At 70.9% G+C, this 19,121-nt stretch carries 17 protein-coding genes; 15 read left to right on the top strand and 2 right to left on the bottom strand.

Annotation, left to right across the window (positions count from 1 at the left end; all coding sequences use genetic code 11):
- The first annotated feature begins 63 nt into the window (after positions 1–63).
- Genes arfA through Aau02nite_RS01165 form a run of 6 tightly spaced genes read left to right on the top strand, consistent with a single transcriptional unit; the run spans position 64 to position 7,893 of the window.
- Positions 64–1,575 carry an arabinosylfuranosidase ArfA gene (gene arfA / locus Aau02nite_RS01190; protein ID WP_212986398.1) on the top strand — a complete coding sequence of 504 codons (1,512 nt, stop codon included), beginning with the start codon at positions 64–66 and terminating at the stop codon, positions 1,573–1,575.
- Positions 1,572–2,906, top strand: coding sequence for an ABC transporter substrate-binding protein (locus tag Aau02nite_RS01185; RefSeq protein ID WP_246594808.1), 1,335 nt, complete (start codon positions 1,572–1,574; stop codon positions 2,904–2,906). The genes arfA and Aau02nite_RS01185 overlap by 4 nt, the downstream gene beginning before the upstream one ends.
- A 5-nt stretch (positions 2,907–2,911) precedes the next feature.
- Positions 2,912–3,850: a carbohydrate ABC transporter permease gene (locus Aau02nite_RS01180; protein ID WP_212986397.1), complete on the top strand. Its 939-nt coding sequence runs from the start codon at positions 2,912–2,914 to the stop codon at positions 3,848–3,850.
- A gap of 2 nt (positions 3,851–3,852) precedes the next feature.
- Entirely contained in the window at positions 3,853–4,680 is an 828-nt protein-coding gene (locus Aau02nite_RS01175; RefSeq protein WP_212986396.1) for a carbohydrate ABC transporter permease, read from the top strand.
- Positions 4,681–4,684: 4 nt separating this feature from the next.
- The gene (locus Aau02nite_RS01170; RefSeq protein ID WP_212986395.1) at positions 4,685–6,889 is read left to right on the top strand and encodes a family 43 glycosylhydrolase; all 2,205 of its coding nucleotides are present in this window, start codon (positions 4,685–4,687) and stop codon (positions 6,887–6,889) included.
- Entirely contained in the window at positions 6,883–7,893 is a 1,011-nt protein-coding gene (locus tag Aau02nite_RS01165) for a glycoside hydrolase family 43 protein (RefSeq protein ID WP_212986394.1), read from the top strand. Before Aau02nite_RS01170 ends, Aau02nite_RS01165 begins: the two co-directional genes overlap by 7 nt.
- 42 nt (positions 7,894–7,935) lie before the next feature.
- On the opposite strand, the gene galK is transcribed toward Aau02nite_RS01165, so the two are convergent.
- Together galK and galE are read right to left on the bottom strand one after the other, a co-directional pair.
- Entirely contained in the window at positions 7,936–9,081 is a 1,146-nt protein-coding gene (gene galK / locus Aau02nite_RS01160; RefSeq protein WP_212986393.1) for a galactokinase, read from the bottom strand.
- 13 nt (positions 9,082–9,094) lie between these two features.
- Positions 9,095–10,072, bottom strand: coding sequence for a UDP-glucose 4-epimerase GalE (gene galE, locus Aau02nite_RS01155; protein WP_212986392.1), 978 nt, complete (start codon positions 10,070–10,072; stop codon positions 9,095–9,097).
- A gap of 152 nt (positions 10,073–10,224) precedes the next feature.
- Here galE and trpS point away from each other — a divergent pair, with 152 nt between their 5' ends.
- The 9 genes from trpS (at position 10,225) to Aau02nite_RS01110 (ending at position 19,113) form a co-directional block, all read left to right on the top strand.
- On the top strand, positions 10,225–11,250 hold the full coding sequence (trpS, locus tag Aau02nite_RS01150) for a tryptophan--tRNA ligase (RefSeq protein WP_212986391.1): 1,026 nt from the start codon (positions 10,225–10,227) through the stop codon (positions 11,248–11,250).
- Entirely contained in the window at positions 11,247–11,789 is a 543-nt protein-coding gene (locus tag Aau02nite_RS01145; protein WP_212986503.1) for a 2'-5' RNA ligase family protein, read from the top strand. Before trpS ends, Aau02nite_RS01145 begins: the two co-directional genes overlap by 4 nt.
- 72 nt (positions 11,790–11,861) lie before the next feature.
- Complete coding sequence (locus tag Aau02nite_RS01140; RefSeq protein WP_212986390.1) at positions 11,862–12,782, top strand: YihY/virulence factor BrkB family protein; 921 nt, start codon at positions 11,862–11,864, stop codon at positions 12,780–12,782.
- 7 nt (positions 12,783–12,789) lie between these two features.
- A complete protein-coding gene (locus tag Aau02nite_RS01135) occupies positions 12,790–13,179 on the top strand; it encodes a hypothetical protein (RefSeq protein WP_212986389.1) in 390 nt (129 codons plus the stop codon).
- 36 nt (positions 13,180–13,215) lie between these two features.
- Positions 13,216–13,497, top strand: a complete 282-nt coding sequence (locus Aau02nite_RS01130; protein WP_212986388.1) for an SCO4848 family membrane protein — start codon at positions 13,216–13,218, stop codon at positions 13,495–13,497.
- A 195-nt stretch (positions 13,498–13,692) separates the two neighbouring features.
- A complete protein-coding gene (locus Aau02nite_RS01125) occupies positions 13,693–14,787 on the top strand; it encodes a BMP family lipoprotein (RefSeq protein ID WP_212986387.1) in 1,095 nt (364 codons plus the stop codon).
- Between the two features lie 188 nt (positions 14,788–14,975).
- Positions 14,976–16,505, top strand: a complete 1,530-nt coding sequence (locus Aau02nite_RS01120) for an ABC transporter ATP-binding protein (RefSeq protein WP_307857825.1) — start codon at positions 14,976–14,978, stop codon at positions 16,503–16,505.
- Positions 16,502–17,839, top strand: a complete 1,338-nt coding sequence (locus Aau02nite_RS01115; RefSeq protein ID WP_212986386.1) for an ABC transporter permease — start codon at positions 16,502–16,504, stop codon at positions 17,837–17,839. Before Aau02nite_RS01120 ends, Aau02nite_RS01115 begins: the two co-directional genes overlap by 4 nt.
- Before the next feature lie 5 nt (positions 17,840–17,844).
- Positions 17,845–19,113, top strand: a complete 1,269-nt coding sequence (locus tag Aau02nite_RS01110; RefSeq protein WP_212986385.1) for an ABC transporter permease — start codon at positions 17,845–17,847, stop codon at positions 19,111–19,113.
- Positions 19,114–19,121 lie beyond the last annotated feature (8 nt).

The raw sequence follows: 19,121 nt of genomic DNA, 5'->3' as shown, positions 1-19,121 counted from the left end.
ACGTTGGTTCCAACGTTGTAAACAGTGTGAGGCGGCACACAGGACTGCGGACAGGAGCGCTACGTGGACAAGGCCCGGCTGACCCTCGACCCCGCCTTCGCCATCGGTGCGGTCGACCGGCGGCTCTTCGGCTCGTTCGTCGAGCACATGGGTCGCTGCGTCTACACCGGCATCTTCGAGCCCGGCCACCCCGCCGCGGACACCGACGGGCTCCGCACCGACGTGCTCGAGCTGGTCCGCGAGCTGGGCGTCACGCTGGTGCGCTACCCGGGCGGCAACTTCGTCTCCAACTACCGCTGGGAGGACGGGGTCGGGCCGGTCGGCGACCGGCCGCGGCGCCTCGACCTGGCCTGGCGGTCGCTGGAGAGCAACGCCTTCGGGCTCAACGAGTTCATGCGCTGGGCCGAGCTGGCCGGCGTCGAGCCGATGATGGCGGTCAACCTGGGCACCCGCGGCATCGTCGAGGCCGCCGAACTGGTCGAGTACTGCAACCTCCCGGACGGCACCGCGGCCGCCGACCTGCGCCGCAAGCACGGCGTGGCCCGCCCGCACGACATCCGGCTCTGGTGCCTGGGCAACGAGATGGACGGGCCCTGGCAGATCGGCAGCATGACGGCCCTGGAGTACGGCCGCCTGGCCGCCCGCGCCGGGCACGCCATGAAGCGCGTCGACCCCACCATCCAGCTGGTCGCCTGCGGCAGCTCCAAGGCCGACATGCCGACCTTCGCCGGGTGGGAGGCGACGGTGCTGGAGCAGACCTACGACCACGTGGACTACCTGTCGCTGCACAGCTACTACGACCCGGAGAGCCAGGACGAGGCGAGCTTCCGGGCCGCCGCGGTCAACCTCGACGGCTTCATCGACGACATCGTCGCCACGGCCGACCACGTCCGGGCCAAGCTGCGCCGGCAGAAGCGGATCAACCTGGCCCTCGACGAGTGGAACGTCTGGTACCAGTCCCGCTTCACCGAGCCGGAGGACCGGCCGATCGAGGACACCCCGGCACTGATCGAGGACGACTACACCGCCACCGACGCGATGGTCGTGGGCAACCTGCTGATCAGCATGCTGCGCCACGCCGACCGGGTCACCGTCGGCGCCCAGGCGCAGCTGGTCAACATCATCGCCCCGATCCGCACCACGCCCGGCGGGCCGGCCTGGCGGCAGACCATCTTCCACCCGTTCGCCCACACCGCCCGGCTGGCCCACGGCACCGTGCTGCGGGTGGCCGTGCAGTCACCGACCATGCCCACCGGCCGCTACGGCGAGGTGCCCGTGGTGGACGCGGTCGCCACCCTCGACGAGCGCACCGGCCGGCTCGCCGTCTTCGCCGTCAACCGCGGCACCGAGGCTGTCCCGCTGGACCTCGACCTGCGGGCTTTCCCCGGACTCCGCCCGGGACAGTGGATCCGGCTCGCCGAGGACGACCCGTCCATCGGCAACACCGCCGCTGCTCCTGATCGCGTCCGTCCCCGTACCGAAGAAATGCCCGCCCTCGACGGTGGCCGCGCCACCGTCCTGCTTCCCCCTGTCTCCTGGCACGCCCTGAGCTTCACCCCCGAGGAGAAACCGTGAAACCACATCTCACCCGCCGCGGCCTGCTCGGGCTCGGCGTCGGCGCCGGCGGCGCCGTCATGCTCGGCGCCTGCGGCGACGACGGGCCCAACCCCGTCGTCGGCGGTGGCGGCGAGAACGCCCAGCCCGCGGCGACCAGCTACACCGGGCCCAACGTGGCGCTGACCTTCTGGAACGGCTTCACCGGCGGCGACGGCCCGGTGATGAAGTCGCTGGTGGACAAGTTCAACACCGCGAACCCGAACATCAAGGTCACGATGAACGTGTACGAGTGGGCCGACTACTACCAGAAGGTCCCCGCCGCGGTGTCCACCGGCAACGGCCCGGACCTGGGCATCATGCACGTCGACCAGGTCGCCACCAACGCCGCCCGCGGCGTGATCCTGGCGCTGGACGACCTGGCCAAGTCGCTGCAGCTCAACGAGAGCGACTTCTCGCCGCCGGTGTGGCAGGCCGCGGTCTACAACGGCAAGCGGTACGCCATCCCGCTGGACGTGCACCCGCTGGGCATGTTCTACAACAAGAAGGTTCTGCAGGCCGCCGGGCTGGACCCGGAGAAGCCGCCGACCAACAACGAGGAGTACATGGCGGCTCTGGACAAGCTCAAGGCCAAGGGTGTCCAGGGGCACTGGGCCACCCCGTTCCCGTTCACCGGCACGCTGCAGTTCGAGGCGCTGACCTGGCAGTTCGGTGGCCAGCTGTTCGACGAGAAGGCGACCAAGCCGCTGTTCGCCGAGCAGCCCGGGGTGCAGGCGCTGACCTGGCTCACCGACCTGGTCAAGAACGGCTACAGCCCGAAGAACGTGGCCCAGGACGCCGACCTGATCGCCCTGCAGAACGGCAAGGCCGCGTTCAACTGGAACGGCATCTGGACGATCAACACGCTGCGCGGGGTCAAGGGCATGGAGTGGGGCGTCTCGGCGCTGCCGCAGATCGGCACCCAGCCCGCCGCGTGGGCCGGCTCGCACCAGTTCGTGCAGTTCAAGCAGCGCACCCAGGACGCCAACAAGCTGCAGGCCGGCAAGGTCTTCATCAACTTCATCAGCCAGCAGTCGCTGGAGTGGGCCAAGGGCGGCCAGGTGCCGGCCCGCAAGGAGATCCGCGACAGTCCCGAGTTCGCGGCGCTCAAGGAGCAGGCGGCGATCGGCACCCAGATCGACAACCTGCACTTCCCGCCGTCGGTGCCGGGCATCCCGGACGCGCTGGCCACCGTGGACACCGCGGTCAACGAGGCCATCCTGCTGCGCAAGGAGCCGGGCAAGGCGCTGGCCGACGCGGCCGCCAAGGCCAACCAGATCCTCGAGCAGAACCGCAAGAAGTACGGCGGCTGACCACCATGGTGGACGTGCTGGAGACGGCCACCACCTCGGCCTCGGCGCCCGCGACCCGGGCGCCGAGGCGGGGGGCGGGCGTCACCCCTTACCTGTACCTGCTGCCCTATGCGCTGCTGTTCACGACCTTCACGCTCGTGCCGGCCGGCTACGGGCTCTGGATCAGCCTGCACGAGTGGGACTACCTGCTGCCCGGCAAGCCCTTCGTCGGGCTGGACAACTACCAGGCATTGTTCGACAGCGCGTCGCCGGTGTTCGACTTCTTCTGGCAGAGCATGCAGGCCACCGCGATCTTCACGGTGTTCAGCGTGCCGTTGCTGGTCACTGTGCCGCTGGCGATCGCGCTGCTGCTGAACCGCTCGTTCAAGGGCCGCACCTTCTTCCGGGCGGTGTACTTCGCGCCGTACGTGCTGGGTGTGGCGGTCATCGGCGTGCTGTGGCGCTTCCTGCTCGACCCGAACCTGGGCGCGATCAACGCCATGCTGGGCGCGATCGGCCTGCCCGACGACACCGCCTGGACCACGGGTCTGCCCTGGGCGTGGATCTCGCTGGTCGGCGTGACCGTCTGGTGGACACTCGGGTTCAACGCGGTCATCTACCTGGCCGGGCTGCAGGACATCCCGCGGGAGCTCTACGACGCGGCCAAGGTGGACGGAGCCGGCCGCTGGGCCGAGTTCCGCCACGTGACCCTGCCCGGGCTGCGGCCGGTGCTGCTGTTCATCGTGATCAACACGATCCTGGCCTCCAGCAACATGTTCGGCCAGGCGTACCTGATCACCCAGGGTGCGCCGGGTGTCGAGACCCGCACGGCGATCATGTACATCGCCGAGGAGGGCCTGCGCAACTACCGGATGGGCAGCGCGGCCGCGATGAGCTACCTGCTCACCCTCGGCCTGCTGCTGGTCAGCATGATCACTTTCCGCCTGTTCCGGGAGAAGGACTAGCCATGGGCAGATTCCGCGGTATCGCCTGGTACTCCCTGCTGGGCCTGCTCAGCCTGGTCTTCATCGCCCCGATCGTGTGGATGCTGACCACCTCGTTCAAGAGCGCCGACGAGGCCACCCGGGTCCCGCCGACGATCCTGCCGGCCGACCCGACGAGCAGCGCGTACGACACGTTGTTCACCGGCGACTCGCAGACGCCGGTGCTGCGCTGGTTCCTCAACAGCCTCGTCGCCGCGACCGGGCAGGCGCTGCTGGTGCTCATCGTCGCCTCGATGGCCGCCTACGCGCTGGCGCGGATGGAGTTCCGGGGCAAGAAGATCGTCTTCGCCCTGATCATCGCGACGCTGTTCGTGCCGATCTTCACGCTGATCATCCCGAACTTCCTGATCATCGACCGGCTGGGCTGGCTGGACAGCCTCTGGGCGCTGATCGTGCCCGGCGCGGCCAGCGCCTTCGGGGTCTTCTTCCTGCGGCAGTTCTTCCTGGGACTGCCCCGGGAGCTGGAGGAGGCCGCCCTGCTGGAGGGGGCCAACTCCTGGCAGATCTTCACCAAGGTGATCCTGCCGCTGTCCAAGCCGGCCCTGGCCACCCTGGCCGTGATCAGCTTCCTGACCAACTGGAACGACTTCATCTGGCCGGTCTACACGCTGTTCAGCCCGGACAACTTCACGCTGCCGCCCGGCCTGGGCACGCTGCAGGGCGCCTACAACATCAACTACCCGGTGATCATGGCCGGCGCCGCGCTGGCCAGCATCCCGGCGCTGATCCTGTTCATGGTCAGCCAGCGCTACATCATCGAGGGTGTCTCCCGGTCCGGCCTGAAGGGCTGATCTCATGCGACGGTGCACGGCCGCGCTCGCCGCGGCGATTCTGCTGCTCACTCCCGCTGCGGCACAGGCCGCGCCGCAGCGGCAGACCTACACCAACCCGGTCTCCGCGTCCTTCGCGGACACGTTCGCCGACCCGATGGTCGTGCGGGGCGACGACGGTTTCTGGTACGCGTACGGCACCACCGACCCGCTGCGCGAGGGCGAGAAGGTCTTCCACCGGATCCCGACCGCGCGCTCGGCCGACCTGGTGTCGTGGACGTACGTGGGCGACGCCTTCGCCGAGGGCCAGCGTCCGGCGTTCGCCGCCGAGAACGCCGCCTTCTGGGCGCCCGACGTCCGCCGCATCGGCGACAGCGCCGCCAAGGCGGCTTCGCCGCACTGCAAATCGCAACCCCAGTGTTGGGTCATGTACGTCACCGTCACCGAAACCACCGGCGGCCCTGGCAGGTCGGCGATCGGGGCGGCCACCGCACCCACCCCGACCGGTCCGTGGACCTTCTCCGACGAGCCCGTGGTCGCGCCCCGGCCCAGCGGGGACGGCGGCTGGCTGTGGACCTTCGACCCGGCCCTGCTGACCACCCCGGACGGCCGCAGCTACCTCTACTACGGCAGCTACTTCGGCGGCATCTGGGTCAGTGAACTGTCGGCCGACGGCCTGCGGGTCACCGGGACGGCGACCCGGGTCGCGATCGACAACAAGTTCGAGGGGGCCTACGTCGTCCGCCGCGACGGCTGGTACTACCTGTTCGCCTCCTCGGCCAACTGCTGCGCGGGCCCCACCACGGGCTACTCGGTGTCGGCCGGACGCTCGCGGGACCCGCGCGGGCCGTTCACCGACCGCGACGGCCTGCGGCTGGACGTCTCCCGCGCCGGCGGCACCCCGGTGGTCGCCCCCAACGGCAACAAGTGGGTCGGCACCGGCCACAACGGGCTGATCACCGACCTGGCCGGCCAGGACTGGCTCGCCTACCACGCCATCGACCGCGCCGACCCGTACCTGGACGAGCCGTTCGGGATCAACGAGCGGCCGATGCTGCTGGACCGCCTCGACTGGATCGGCGGCTGGCCGACCGTGCGGGCCGGTGCCTGGGCGTCCGAGCGTCCGGTCGCCAAGCCGGTCACCCGCACACCGCTGCAGGACAGCTTCGACACCCTGTCCCCTCGGCAGTGGCGGGTGGCCGAGGGTAAATGGGCGGCGGTGAACGGCCGGCTCCGCGGATCCGGCACGCTGCTCGCCCGGTCGCCGCAGCGGGGAGACCTGCGCGCGGAGGCCGACCTTCGCGGCCCGGCCGGCCTGACGATCGGCTCCACGACGGTCCGCATCTCGGGCAACTCCCTGGCCGTCGGCTCCCGCCGGACTCCGCTGCCGGCCGGCTTCGACGCGACGGCCTGGCACCACCTGGTCGTGGACGTCCGCGCCGGTCGACTCACCGCCACGCTCGACGACACCACGGTGGCGAGCGGGCGGACCGGCGGCCACGGCGGCCGGACCGTCGTCGGAGTTACAGCCGCCACCACCGCCGAGGTGGACAACGTCAGCGTGGGCCCGCCGGCCGAACCGGTCCGCCGGGCGGCTGCCGTGCCCGAGCCCGGACGGATGCTGGCCGCGTACTCCGACGAGTTCACCGGCTCGGCGCTGAACCCGGCCTGGACGTTCGTGCGGCCCGACCCGGCGGCGACCGTCGGCGGGGGCGCGCTGCGCTGGCCGGTGCAGAACGCCGACCTGACCGGCACCTCGAACAGCGCGGGCGTGCTGCTGCGGCAGGCGCCGCGGGGTAGCTGGATCGCCGAGACCAAGCTGACCCTGGACCTGGGCGAGGACTCGGTGCGCAACTTCCAGCAGGCCGGGCTCATCGCGTACGCCGGTGACGACCAGTTCGCGCGGCTGTCCGCCGTGGCGATCTGGAACACCCGCCAGGTCGAGTTCGGTTACGAGATCCCGTACGCCGGCACCACCTCGTACGGCGGCACCATCGTCGGCACCCCCGGGCTCACCACCGCCTGGCTGCGGCTGGCCCACCGCGTCGACGAGGTCAACGGCGAGCACGAGTACCGGGCCGGGGTCAGCCGGGACGGCCGCACCTGGACCTGGGGCGGCGTGTGGACCCTGCCCGCGGACTCCAACCCGCGGATCGGGCTGATCGCCCACGGCGGGGCCGAGCCGGCCGTCACCGCGTCCTTCGACTACCTGCGGTTCCGCCGGTGGTGAGGCGCCTGATCGGCATGCTGTCCATATGTGCGCTCGCCGCCGGTTGCGGCGGCGGGGAGGAGCCGGCCGCGCCGGCGGGAACGGAGTCGGCCGTGGCCACCTTCACCAACCCGGTGTATCAGGAGAACTTCCCGGATCCGGGCGCGATCCTGGCCGACGGCACCTGGTACGCCTACGGCACCAACAACACCAGCCAGAACGTGCCGGTGATGACCTCGCCGGACCTGGTCACCTGGACCCCGGCCGGGGACGCGCTGCCCGAGGTGGGCAAGTGGGCCGAGCGGGGCAACACGTGGGCGCCCGAGGTCATCGCCGCGGACGGCGGTTACCTGCTCTACTACACGGCCCGGTCCACGGCGGCGAACCTGCAGTGCATCGGCGTCGCCCGGTCCGGGTCCCCGCTGGGGCCGTTCGTCGACGACGCGGCGAAGCCGCTGATCTGCCAGGCCGACGAGGGCGGCTCGATCGACGCCAGCCCGTACGCCGACGCCGACGGCGCTCTCTGGCTGCACTGGAAGAACGACGGCAACCACATCGGGGAGCCGACCCACCTCTACGGCAGCCGGCTCAGCCCGGACGGCCGGTCGCTGGTGGGTGAGCCGGTCCGGCTGCTGACCAACGACGCCGGCTGGGAGGACCACGTCATCGAGGCGCCGCAGCTGGTCCGCCACGACGGCAAGCTGTTCATGTTCTATTCGGCGAACGCCTTCGACAAGGACGTCTACGCCGTGGGCTACGCCGAGTGCGACAGTCCGCTCGGGCCGTGCCGCAAAGCGGCGGAGAACCCGATCCTGCGCTCGACCCCGGCCGCGGCCGGGCCCGGGCACAGCTTCCTGGTCACCACGCCGGCCGGGGAGACCTGGCTGCTCTACCACGCGTGGCCGCCGGAGGCGATCGGCAGCGTCGCCCCGGGGCGGCAGCTCTGGCTGGACCGGGTCGAGTGGGTGGACGGCCGGCCGGTCGTGCGCGGCCCGAACGTCGAGCCGCAGGCGATGCCCCGCTGAGACAGCACCGGGCGGGCTCTCGGGCCCGCCCGGTGACCGGCGTCAGGACAGGCGGGCAGCGCCCGGGCCGGGAACGGCGGGCCAGGTGGCCGGGGCGGTGAAGTCGTGCTCCGCGTACGCGCGCTCCACCGCGGCCGTGGTCTCGTCCGCCCGGTCCGCGTCGATCAGGGCGAGCACACAGCCGCCGAAGCCGCCGCCGGTCATCCGGGCCCCGTACGCGCCGGCCGCCAGGGCCGCCTCGACCGCCACGTCGACCTGGGCCACCGTGATCTCGAAGTCGTCGCGCATCGAGGCGTGCGACGCCGTCATCAGCGGGCCGATCTCGCGGATCCGGCCCGCGCGCAGCAGCTCCACCGTGTCGAGGACCCGCTGGTTCTCGGTGACGATGTGCCGCACCCGGCGGCGCGTCACGTCGTCGCCGAGCCGGGCCAGCGCCGCGTCCAGGCCGGCCGGGTCCACGTCGCGCAGGGCCGGCACACCCAGGATGCGGGCGGCCTCCTCGCAGGACTTGCGGCGGGCGCCGTACTCGCCGTCGACGTGCTGGTGCGGCGCGTTGCTGTTGATGATCAGGATGGCCAGGCCGGCGGCGGCCAGGTCGAACGGGATCTGCTCGACCTCCAGCGACCGGCAGTCCAGGAACAGCGCCCGGCCCTCGGTGCAGCGGATCGAGGCCGACTGGTCCATGATCCCGGTCGGCGCGCCCACGTAGACGTTCTCCGCGCGCTGGGCCAGCGCCGGCCGGTCGGCCACCGGCAGCTCCAGCCCGCCCAGCTCGACCAGGGCGGTCAGCGCCGCCGACTCCAGGGCGGCGGACGACGAGACCCCGGCGCCCACGGGCACGTCCGAGGCGAACGCGATCCGGGCCGGCGGCACCTCGAAGCCGGCCTCCTGCAGGGCCCAGACGACGCCGGCGACGTAGCCGGCCCAGCCCTCGACGCCGCCGGGCTCCGTGGCCCCGAACGAGACGGATCCCTCGGCGAAGGTCGAGCACACCGTCCAGTCCGGGCCCTCGGCCGGGGACGCCGCCGCGACCACGTGCTGCGGCAGGGCGAAGGGCAGCACGAAACCGTCGTTGTAGTCGGTGTGCTCGCCGATGAGGTTGACCCGGCCGGGCGCCGCCCACAGTCCCGTGGGCTCGGCGCCGTAGGCGTCGCGGAAGGCCTGCGCCGCGGAGGAAGCAACAGTCATGTCCATGATCAGATCACGCGACGTGGCTGCGGTAGAACGCCCAGGCGTCGCCGATCATGTCGGTCAGGGTGTTCTTCTCCGGCGTCCAGCCGAGCTCGTCGCGAGCCCGCTGCGACGAGGCGACCAGGCTGGCCGGGTCACCGTCACGGCGCGGCGCGATCTCGACGGGCAGCTCCGCGCCGGTGACCTCGCGGGCCACCTCGGCGACCTGTCGGTTGGAGAAGCCGTTGCCGTTGCCCAGGTTGTAGATCTTGTGCTCGCCCGGGGTGGCCGCGTCGAGCGCGAGCAGGTGGGCCCGGGCCAGATCCTCCACGTGGATGTAGTCGCGCACGCAGGTGCCGTCGTCGGTCGGGTAGTCGTCGCCGAAGAGCTGCAGCTTCTCCCGCTTGCCCGCGGCGACCTGCAGGGCGATCGGGATGAGGTGGGTCTCCGGGTCGTGCCGCTCGCCGATGGCGGTGCCGTCGGGGCGGATCAGCGCCCCGGCCACGTTGAAGTAGCGCAGCGAGACCGCGGCCAGCCGGTGCGCGAACGTCTCGGAGGTCAGCGCGAGGTCGAAGGCCAGCTTCGTGGCGCCGTACGTGCTGGTCGGGGCCTTGACCGCGGCCTCGGTGATGGGCAGCTCGGTGGGGTTGCCGTAGACCGCGGCCGTGGAGGAGAAGACGACGCGCGGCACTCCGGCGGCCCGGATCGCGTCGAGCAGGGCCAGCGAGCGGACCAGGTTGTGGTCCCAGTACAGCTCCGGCTTGCTCATCGACTCGCCGGCGGCGATCAGGCCCGCGAAGTGCACCACCGCGTCGAAGCCGGCCTGCGGGGTCAGCACGCTGCCGGCGTCGGCGATGTCGGCCTGCACGAAGGTGGCGTCGGGCGCGACCGCCTCGCGGAAGCCCGTGCTGAGGTTGTCCAGGACGGTGACCTCGTGACCGGCGTCGAGCAGCAGCCGGCTGGTGACGCTGCCGATGTATCCGGCCCCTCCCGTGACGAGCAGTTTCACGTCGTGACCTTTCGTAGCGGATGCTGGACGGGCGCGCTGTGTCGAGAATAGCTTTCCACCAAGAACGCTCATAAGTCAACACGTTCAAACATCAGACAATCCGGCGCCGGGCGTTTGACGGAAAGCCCCGCGAAGCTGACACAATGGCGCTCATGTCCGACGCCGACCACCGTCCCCGGGTGCTCTCCGGCATCCAGCCGACCGCCGATTCCTTCCACCTCGGCAACTACCTCGGCGCGGTCCGCAACTGGGTGGCCATGCAGGAGACCGCCGACGCCTTCTACTGCGTCGTGGACCTGCACGCGATCACCATGGGGCACGACCCGGTGGCCCTGCGCAACCGCACCCGTCTGTCGGTGGCGCAGCTGCTCGCCCTGGGCCTGGACCCGGAGCGCTGCACCCTCTTCGTGCAGTCGCACGTCCCCGAGCACGCCCAGCTGGCCTGGGTGCTGAGCTGCATCACCGGCTTCGGCGAGGCCGGCCGGATGGTCCAGTTCAAGGACAAGTCGGCCAAGCAGGGCTCGGACACCACCAGCGTGGGCCTGTTCACCTACCCCATCCTGCAGGCCGCCGACATCCTGCTCTACCAGGCCGACGCCGTGCCGGTGGGCGAGGACCAGCGCCAGCACCTGGAGCTGACCCGCGACCTGGCCCAGCGGTTCAACACCCGGTTCGGCCAGACCTTCACCGTGCCGGCGGCGTACATCGTGCGCGACACCGCGAAGATCACCGACCTGCAGGAACCGACGTCGAAGATGTCGAAGTCCGCGTCGTCGCCGAACGGCATCCTCGAGCTGCTCGAGGAGCCCGCCCGCTCGGCCAAGAAGATCAAGTCGGCGGTCACCGACACCGGCCGCGAGATCCTCTACGACGAGGAGAACAAGCCCGGTATCAGCAACCTGCTGACCATGTACGCGGCGCTGACCCAGCGGACCATAGACGAACTGCTCGAGGAGTACGACGGCCGCGGCTACGGCGATCTCAAGAAGGACCTGGCCGAGGTCTTCGTCGAGTTCGTCAAGCCGGTCCAGGAGCGCACCCGCACCTACCTGGAGGACCCGGGTTACCTCGACAAGGTTCTCGCGGTCGGTGCCGACAAGGCCCGGGCGGTCTCCGCGGTCACGCTGGCCAACGCCTACCAGCACCTCGGCTTCCTCAGCCCGGCGCGCGAGGTCTGACCCGCGTGGCCGAGGGGACGACGCGGATCGGCGTCGCGATCGACATCCCCGAGCCGTGGGGCTCGGAGCTGACCCGCCGCCGGGGTGCGGCGGGCGATCCGCAGGCGGCGTACACGCCGGCGCACGTCACGCTGCTCGGCCCGACCGAGATCCGCACCGACGCGCTGCCGCACGTCGAGAAGCACCTCGAGGCGGTGGCCTCGGCCCAGCAGCCGTTCACCATCCACCTGCGCGGCACCGGGACCTTCCGGCCGGTCACCGAGGTGGTCTTCGTGACCCTCGCGGTCGGCATCAGCGAGTGTGAGCTGCTGGCCGCCGCGATCACCGCGTCCGAGGCGATCAACCGGGACACCCGGTTCCCGTACCACCCGCACGTGACGGTCGCCCAGGACGTGCCGGGCGACGCGCTGGACGCGGTCTTCGAGGATCTGGCCGGCTTCTCGGCGCGCTTCGCCGTCAGTGGTTTCACGCTCTTCTCGCACGGTGGCGAGGGTCCCTGGCAGCGCCGGCGCGACTATCCGCTCGGCGGTCTGCGTTAGTCCGCCCCGCCCTGCGGAAAACGCGTCCGGGCTGCGGAGACAGGCCGTGCTCCGTTGGGTACGGTCAGCGGCGTGAACGCCATTGAGCGGGCGTATGCGGCGGTCGAGAAACGGGTCATGGCGCTGCGGCACCGCTGGAAGTATTTCGATCACTTCTGCCGGGTGATTCTGCGGTACGACGAGGTGGACGGCGGGCGGCTCGCCGCCGCGATCGCCTACTACGGCTTCTTCGCGGTTTTCGCCCTGGCGCTGATCGGTTACTCGGTCTTCGGTTTCCTGATCAACTCCAACACCGCGCTTTTCCGGATAGTGCAGGAATTCCTGAGGGAGAACCTGCCGTTCCTGAACGTGCAGGCGATCGTGGACAGCGGCCGGACCGTCGGCATCGTGGGTCTGGTGGGATTGATCTTCACCGGCATCCGATGGGTGGAGGCGATCCGCTCCTCGCAGCGGCTGATCTGGCGGCTCAACGAGCAGCCCGGCTACATCGGCGTGCGCCAGGTCGTCGACCTGATCGTGATGATCGGCATCCTGCTGCTGCTCGGCGTCTCGGTGTTCGCGGCCTACGGCCTGGAGTCACTGCTCGAATGGATGGCCGGGGGGAACGTGTCGTTCCTGCGCTCGATGGTCAGCCTGATCCTTACGCTGGGCATCAACATGCTGCTGGCGGCGGCCCTGCTGGCTGCCGTGCCGCGGCTGCGGATGACCGCGCGCCGGATGGCCCCGCCGGTGCTGCAGGTCGGCATCGGCATCATGCTGCTGAACACGGTCGGCCGGACGTTCGTGGCCCTGGTCGAACGCAATCCCGCGTACGGCCTGGTCGCCAGCGCGGTCGGCGTGCTGGTCTACCTGTACGTCTTCAACCAGTTGCTGCTGTTCGGCGCGGCCTGGGCGGCAACCAGCCCGCACGGTCGCGTGGTGGACCTGTCAGCTGACGATAAAACTGCTCCGGTGGGGCAAAACGCCTGGATTCGGCTCGACCGCCCGGAATGATGAGCGGGTGGGGACCCTCGTGACGCTGCACCTGCCGCCCGGCTCACCGGTGGCGGACCTGCCCTGGATCATCACCATCGGCGCGCTGGACGACGAAGAGGAATGGGAACCGCTGGTCTGCGGGCCGTACGAGCGGCCGCACGCCCTGGCGCTGGCCCAGGCGGTGGTGGCCGACGAGGACCTGATGGCGGTCGTCGAACCGCTGCTGCCGCTGGCCGATGCCGACGCGATCCGCGCGGAGATCGAGCTGGCCCGCTCCGGCCAGGACATCGACACCACCGCCACCGACCTGGACGCCGAGGAGCCCCTGCGCACGACGCCGGGCCGGCCACCGTCCGAGGCCGAGGTACGCGCCGGCTTCGCCCGCATCGCCGCGAAGCTGACCTCGGGCGGCTGATCGGGGGCACCCGGGCCGGGCGGGCATACTCGTGGCGTGGTGCTCTCGCGACGGTGGTCGGCGTTCCTGGTTCTGGTCGGTGTCTGGACGTGGCTCATCTGGCCCCGGTTCGGCCTGGCCATCTACCGCGACGACCGGTCGTTCGCCGACGGCAGCCCGACGTCGTTCCTCTGGGTGCACGCGCTGCTGATCACCGCGTCGCTGGGGATCGGCACGACGGTCGGCGTGCTGGGCGTGCGGGCGTGGCGGGCGGGTGCCCCGGCACCGCGGCGCGCCGAAGAAAACGCGGTCGTCGGTCCCGTGCCGCCGAAAGATTAACGGCGGGTTACTCGGGCAACCGGGCATTTCCCGCCCCAGCCTTGCTAAAGCGGCGTTCAGGAGCCCGGCCGGTCGCGGCCAGATAACGGTGCGCCAACAGTCCGGCCCGATTTCCTGCCGCCGTCGTGGCCTGCGGCTACGCTCCCGACCTGAGACGCACCGCGAAGTGCCGGTGCGCTGTGGAAGGAGGGCGTCTTGCGCCCAGTACGTGGGAAGCGAATCGTTGCGATTCTCGCGGCGGGTGGGCTCTCGCTCGCCGCCGCTGCCTGTGGCGACGCCCCGGATGAGACCCCGAGCGGTGGCGCGAGCAGCGCCGCCGCCGCATATAAGGCGTGCATGGTCACCGACACCGGTGGCATCGACGACCGGTCGTTCAACGCTTCGGCCTGGGCCGGTCTGCAGGCCGCCAAGGAGGCGCAGAACACCGTCGACCCGAAGTACGTCGCGTCGACGGCCGAGGCCGACTACGAGCCCAACCTGCGGCAGTTCGTCACGCAGAAGTGCAACTTCATCCTCTCGGTCGGCGGCCTGATGGGCGACGCCACCGGGAAGGTGGCCAAGGAGAACCCGACCCAGCAGTTCGGCATCGTGGACAGCAGCATCGCGGACGCGACCAACGTCTTCCCGATGCAGTTCGCCACCGAGCAGGCGGCGTTCCTGGCCGGCTACGTGGCCGCGGGCTACTCGAAGTCGGGCAAGGTGGCCACCTACGGCGGCCTGAAGATCCCGCCGGTCACCGTCTTCATGGACGGTTTCGCCGACGGCGTGGCGTACTACAACAAGCAGAAGAGCAAGAACGTCCAGGTGCTCGGCTGGGACAAGGCGAAGCAGAACGGCACCTTCGCCGAGAACTTCGGGGACCAGAACAAGGGCAAGACCATCACCAACTCGCAGGTCTCGCAGGGCGCCGACGTCATCATGCCGGTGGCCGGCGGCACGGGCCTGGGCACCGCGGACGTCGCCAAGGCGTCCGGCGGCAAGGTGTCGGTCATCTGGGTCGACCAGGACGGCTGCAAGAGCGCCGAGCAGTACTGCGACGTCTTCCTGACCACGGTGGTCAAGAACATCACCGACGCGGTCGAGACGGCTGTCGCCGACGGCGCCTCGGGCAAGCCGCTCACGTCCACCCCGGGCTACCTGGGCACGCTGGAGAACAACGGTGTCTCCATCGCGCCGTACAACCAGTTCGACAGCAAGGTCGACGCCGGCCTCAAGGCCGAGGTCGAGAAGCTCAAGGCGGACATCATCGCGGGTACGGTCAAGGTCGAGTCGGCCAACGCCCCCAAGTGATCCGTTTCCCGGGCCACCGGGTCACGAGCTAGCAACCGGCCGCCGCGGTCGTGGGGTCCACCCCCGCGGCCTGCGCGGCGGCTCTGCTCAGGCTGCTAACGTCCCCCCGTTGATCACCAGCCTCTCGTCTGCAGGAGATTCCGCTGAGACTCGAACTGCGCGGCATCACCAAGCGCTTCGGCGACCTGGTGGCCAACGACCACATCGACCTGACCGTCGAACCGGGCGAGGTGCACGCCCTGCTCGGAGAGAACGGCGCGGGTAAGTCCACCCTGATGAACCAGCTCTACGGGCTGCTGCAGCCCGACGAGGGCGAGGTGCTCGTCGACGGCGTGGCGCGGACCTTCCGCAGCCCCCGCGACGCCATCGCGGCCGGCATCGGCATGGTGCACCAGCACTTCATGCTCGTCCCGGTCTTCACCGTGGCGGAGAACATCGCGCTGGGCGCGGAGAAGGCGCGCGCCGGGTTCCTGGACCGGCGCCGGGCCCGCCGCGAGGTGCTGGAGGTCTCCGAGCGCTACGGCCTGCCGGTCGACCCGGACGCCCTGGTGGAGAACCTGCCGGTCGGGGCCCAGCAGCGGGTCGAGATCGTCAAGGCGCTCACCCGCGACGTCGACCTGCTCATCCTCGACGAGCCCACCGCGGTGCTGACTCCACAGGAGACCGGCGAGCTGCTGGCCGTCATGCGCAGCCTCGCCGCCGGCGGCAAGTCCATCGTCTTCATCACCCACAAGCTCAAAGAGGTCAAGGAGATCGCCGACCGGATCACCGTGATCCGGCGCGGCCGCACGGTCGGAACCGCCTCCCCGGAGACGCCCGAGGACGAGCTGGCCGCCCTGATGGTCGGGCGCGCGGTCAACCTCGAGGTCACCAAGGCCCCCGCCGAGCCGGGCCGGGAGGTCCTCAAGATCACCGGCCTGATCGTCGACGACGACCGCGGCGTACGCGCGGTGGACGGCGTCGACCTGGTCGTCCGGGCCGGCGAGGTGCTCGGCATCGCGGGCGTGCAGGGCAACGGCCAGACCGAGCTGGTGGAGGCCGTGATGGGCCTGCGCGAGCCGCGGGCCGGGACCATCCAGGTCGACAACGAGGACCTGACCGGCATGACCACCAAGCAGATCCTGCGCTCCGGCGTCGGCTACGTGCCCGAGGACCGCAGCCTCGACGGCGTGGTCAAGGAGTTCACCGTCGCCGAGAACCTGGTGCTCGACCAGTACGACCGGGCGCCGTACGGCAACGCCTTCCGGCTCAACCCCGCGGCCGTCGCCACCGCGGCGCGCGAGCGGGTGGAGCAGTTCGACATCCGCACGTCCTCGCCGGACTCGGCGGTCAGCACGCTCTCCGGCGGCAACCAGCAGAAGGTCGTGGTGGCCCGCGAGCTGTCCCGGCCGCTGCGGCTGTTCGTCGCCTCGCAGCCCACCCGCGGCGTGGACGTCGGCTCGATCGAGTTCATCCACGGCCGCATCGTGCACGAGCGGGACGTCGGCACCGCGGTGCTGGTGATCTCCAGCGAGCTGGACGAGGTCGCCGCCCTGGCCGACCGGATCGCGGTCATGTACAGGGGACGGATCCTGGCGATCGTCTCGCCGGACACACCCCGCGAGGAGATCGGCCTGCTGATGGCCGGCATCACCGACCCCTCGGCCGCGGCGCCGGCCGAGCCGGTCACCGGGGAAGCCGCGGACGGCGACGGGGCCGCAGAGAAGGGGACCAAGTGACCACCGACGAACCGGCCGGCGCACCCCGGAAGCCGGCCGACGAGCCCGCCGCGGACCCGGCCGTCGCCACCGCGGTGAAGGAACCGGCCGCTGTCCCGGGCAAGGAGAAGCCGGGCGACGACGACTCCTTCCTGAGCCACTTCCTGCACAACCTGTGGGCGGCCAACACGGTCACGGTGACGGTGCTCTCCGTCATCATGGCCATGGTCATCGGCGCGGTCCTGATCATCGTGTCCGACCCGGCGGTGCTGAACACGTTCTCGTACTTCACCGCCCGCCCCGGCGACGCGCTGAACGCCAGCTGGACCGTGGTCAGCAACGCCTACGCGGACCTGTTCAAGGGCGCCATCATCGACCCGGCCGCGGTCACCGCCTGGAGCAACGGCACCGGCACCTGGCGCCAGGTCGTCTTCCCGATCTCCGAGACCCTGACGTACGCGGCCCCGCTCGTGTTCACCGGCCTGTCGGTGGCGCTGGCGTTCCGCGGCGGCCTGTTCAACATCGGTGGCCAGGGTCAGGCGGTCGTCGGCACGATCTGCGCCGCGCTGGCCGGCTTCCTGCTGCCGCTGCCGCCGGTGATCCACCTGATCGCCGCGCTCGTCGCCGGCCTGGTCGGCGGCGCGCTGTGGGGCTTCGTGCCGGGCATCCTCAAGGCCCGCACCGGCGCCCACGAGGTCATCGTCACGATCATGCTGAACTACACCGCCAACCTGTTCCTGAGCTGGCTGATCCTGCAGAAGGGCATCCAGCAGGCCGGGCGCAGCGACGCGATCAGCGAGCCGGTCGACTCCTCGGCCCAGCTGCCGGCCGTCGGCGGCGAGGTCCGGGTCAACCTGGGCATCGTGCTCGCCGTGCTGGCCACCGCAGCGGTCGCCTGGCTGCTGAAGCGGTCGGCGTTCGGGTTCGAGCTGCGCGCGGTCGGGGCCAACCCGGCCGCCGCCCGCACCGCCGGCATCAGCGTCGCGCGGACGTACACCCTGCTCATGGTCACCGCCGGTGGCCTGGCCGGGCTCGGCGGCGCGACCCAGGTCCTGGGCACCGCACACGCCCTGACCACCCAGGTGGCCGGCAACATCGGTTTCGACGGCCTGCTGGTCGCGCTGCTCGGCCGCAACCGGCCGTGGGGCACGCTGGCCGCCGCGGTGCTGTTCGGCGCGCTGCGCGCCGGCGGCAACCGGATGCAGTCGTTCTCGAGCATCTCCCTGGAGCTGGTGACCGTGCTCCAGGCCCTGATCGTCATCTTCATCGCCGCCCCGGCCCTCGTGAAGGCGATCTTCCACCTGCGTGCCGCCCGCTCCGCGCGGCTCGGCGCATCGATGGCGAAGGGCTGGTGACCCCGGTGTCGACGGCGACAGTGGACGACCTGACACAGACCGCGGCCCCGGCCCGGTTCTGGGACCGGCAGCGGCGGCTCGGGGTCGGCGTGGTCGTGATCGGCCTGATCGCGACGGCCGTCTTCGGCCCGCTCGCCCCCTCGCAGACCGCCCGGTTCACTCTCAGCGAGGACGCCGAGGGCGCGGCACTGTCCATCAACGGCCAGCTCGGCACGATCCTGTTCGGCCTGGTCGCGGTGGTCGCGGGCGCGGTGCTGCTGGCCGGGCTGGCCCGCCGCTTCCAGACCTCCGTGCTGAGCCTGGGCATCCTCGGCTTCGTGCTGTCCTTCCTGTGCTGGCAGGTGGCGGGCAAGTTCCTGCCGCTGGTCGACACGGCGAGCGGCACCCTGGAGCTCGCGGTCCCGCTGGTGCTCGGCGCCCTGGCCGGTGTGCTCGGCGAGCGTTCCGGCGTGGTCAACGTGGCCATCGAGGGCCAGTTCCTGATGGGCGCGTTCGGCGCGGCCCTGGTCGGCACGATGGCCACCAGCGTCTGGGCCGGCCTGCTCAGCGCGGCGGTCGGCGGCCTGCTCATCGCGGCGCTCCTGGCCGTGCTGGCGATCCGCTACCTGGTCGACCAGGTCGTGGTCGGCATCGTGCTCAACCTGCTCGCGCTGGGCATGACCGGCTTCCTCTACGAGCGGCTGATGCAGACCGACGCGCCGTCGTACAACCAGCCGCCGCGGATGCCCGAGTGGCGCATCCCCGGCCTGGCCGACATCCCGGTCGTCGGACCGGTCCTGTTCGACACGAACCTGCTGGTCTGGCTGGCCCTGATCCTGGTGTTCGCGATCCACTTCGGGCTCACCCGGACCCGCTGGGGACTGCGCACCCGGGCGGTCGGCGAGCACCCGACGGCGGCCGACACCGTGGGCATCCGGGTACGCGGCCTGCGCTACCTGAACGTACTGCTGGGCGGCCTGATCGCCGGGGCCGGCGGCGCCTACTTCACGCTGGTGGCGACCGGCAGCTTCAACAAGAACATGACGGCCGGCGCCGGCTTCATCGCCCTGGCCGCGCTGATCTTCGGTCGCTGGACGCCGTTCGGGGCGCTGGGGGCGGCGCTGTTCTTCGGCTTCGCGCAGAAGCTGGCGACGTACCTGAGCGTCGCGGGCAGCTCGGTGCCGAGCCAGTTCCTGAACATGCTGCCGTACCTGGCCACGATCATCGCGGTGGCCGGCCTGGTCGGCCGGGTGCGCGCCCCGGCCGCCGACGGACAGCCCTACATCAAGAGCTGACCGGCCGT

Source organism: Actinoplanes auranticolor, from assembly GCF_018332655.1.
Lineage (GTDB): Bacteria > Actinomycetota > Actinomycetes > Mycobacteriales > Micromonosporaceae > Actinoplanes > Actinoplanes auranticolor.
The sequence above is the reverse complement of the archived record's forward strand: the minus strand, read 5'-3'. Positions and strand labels throughout refer to the sequence as shown.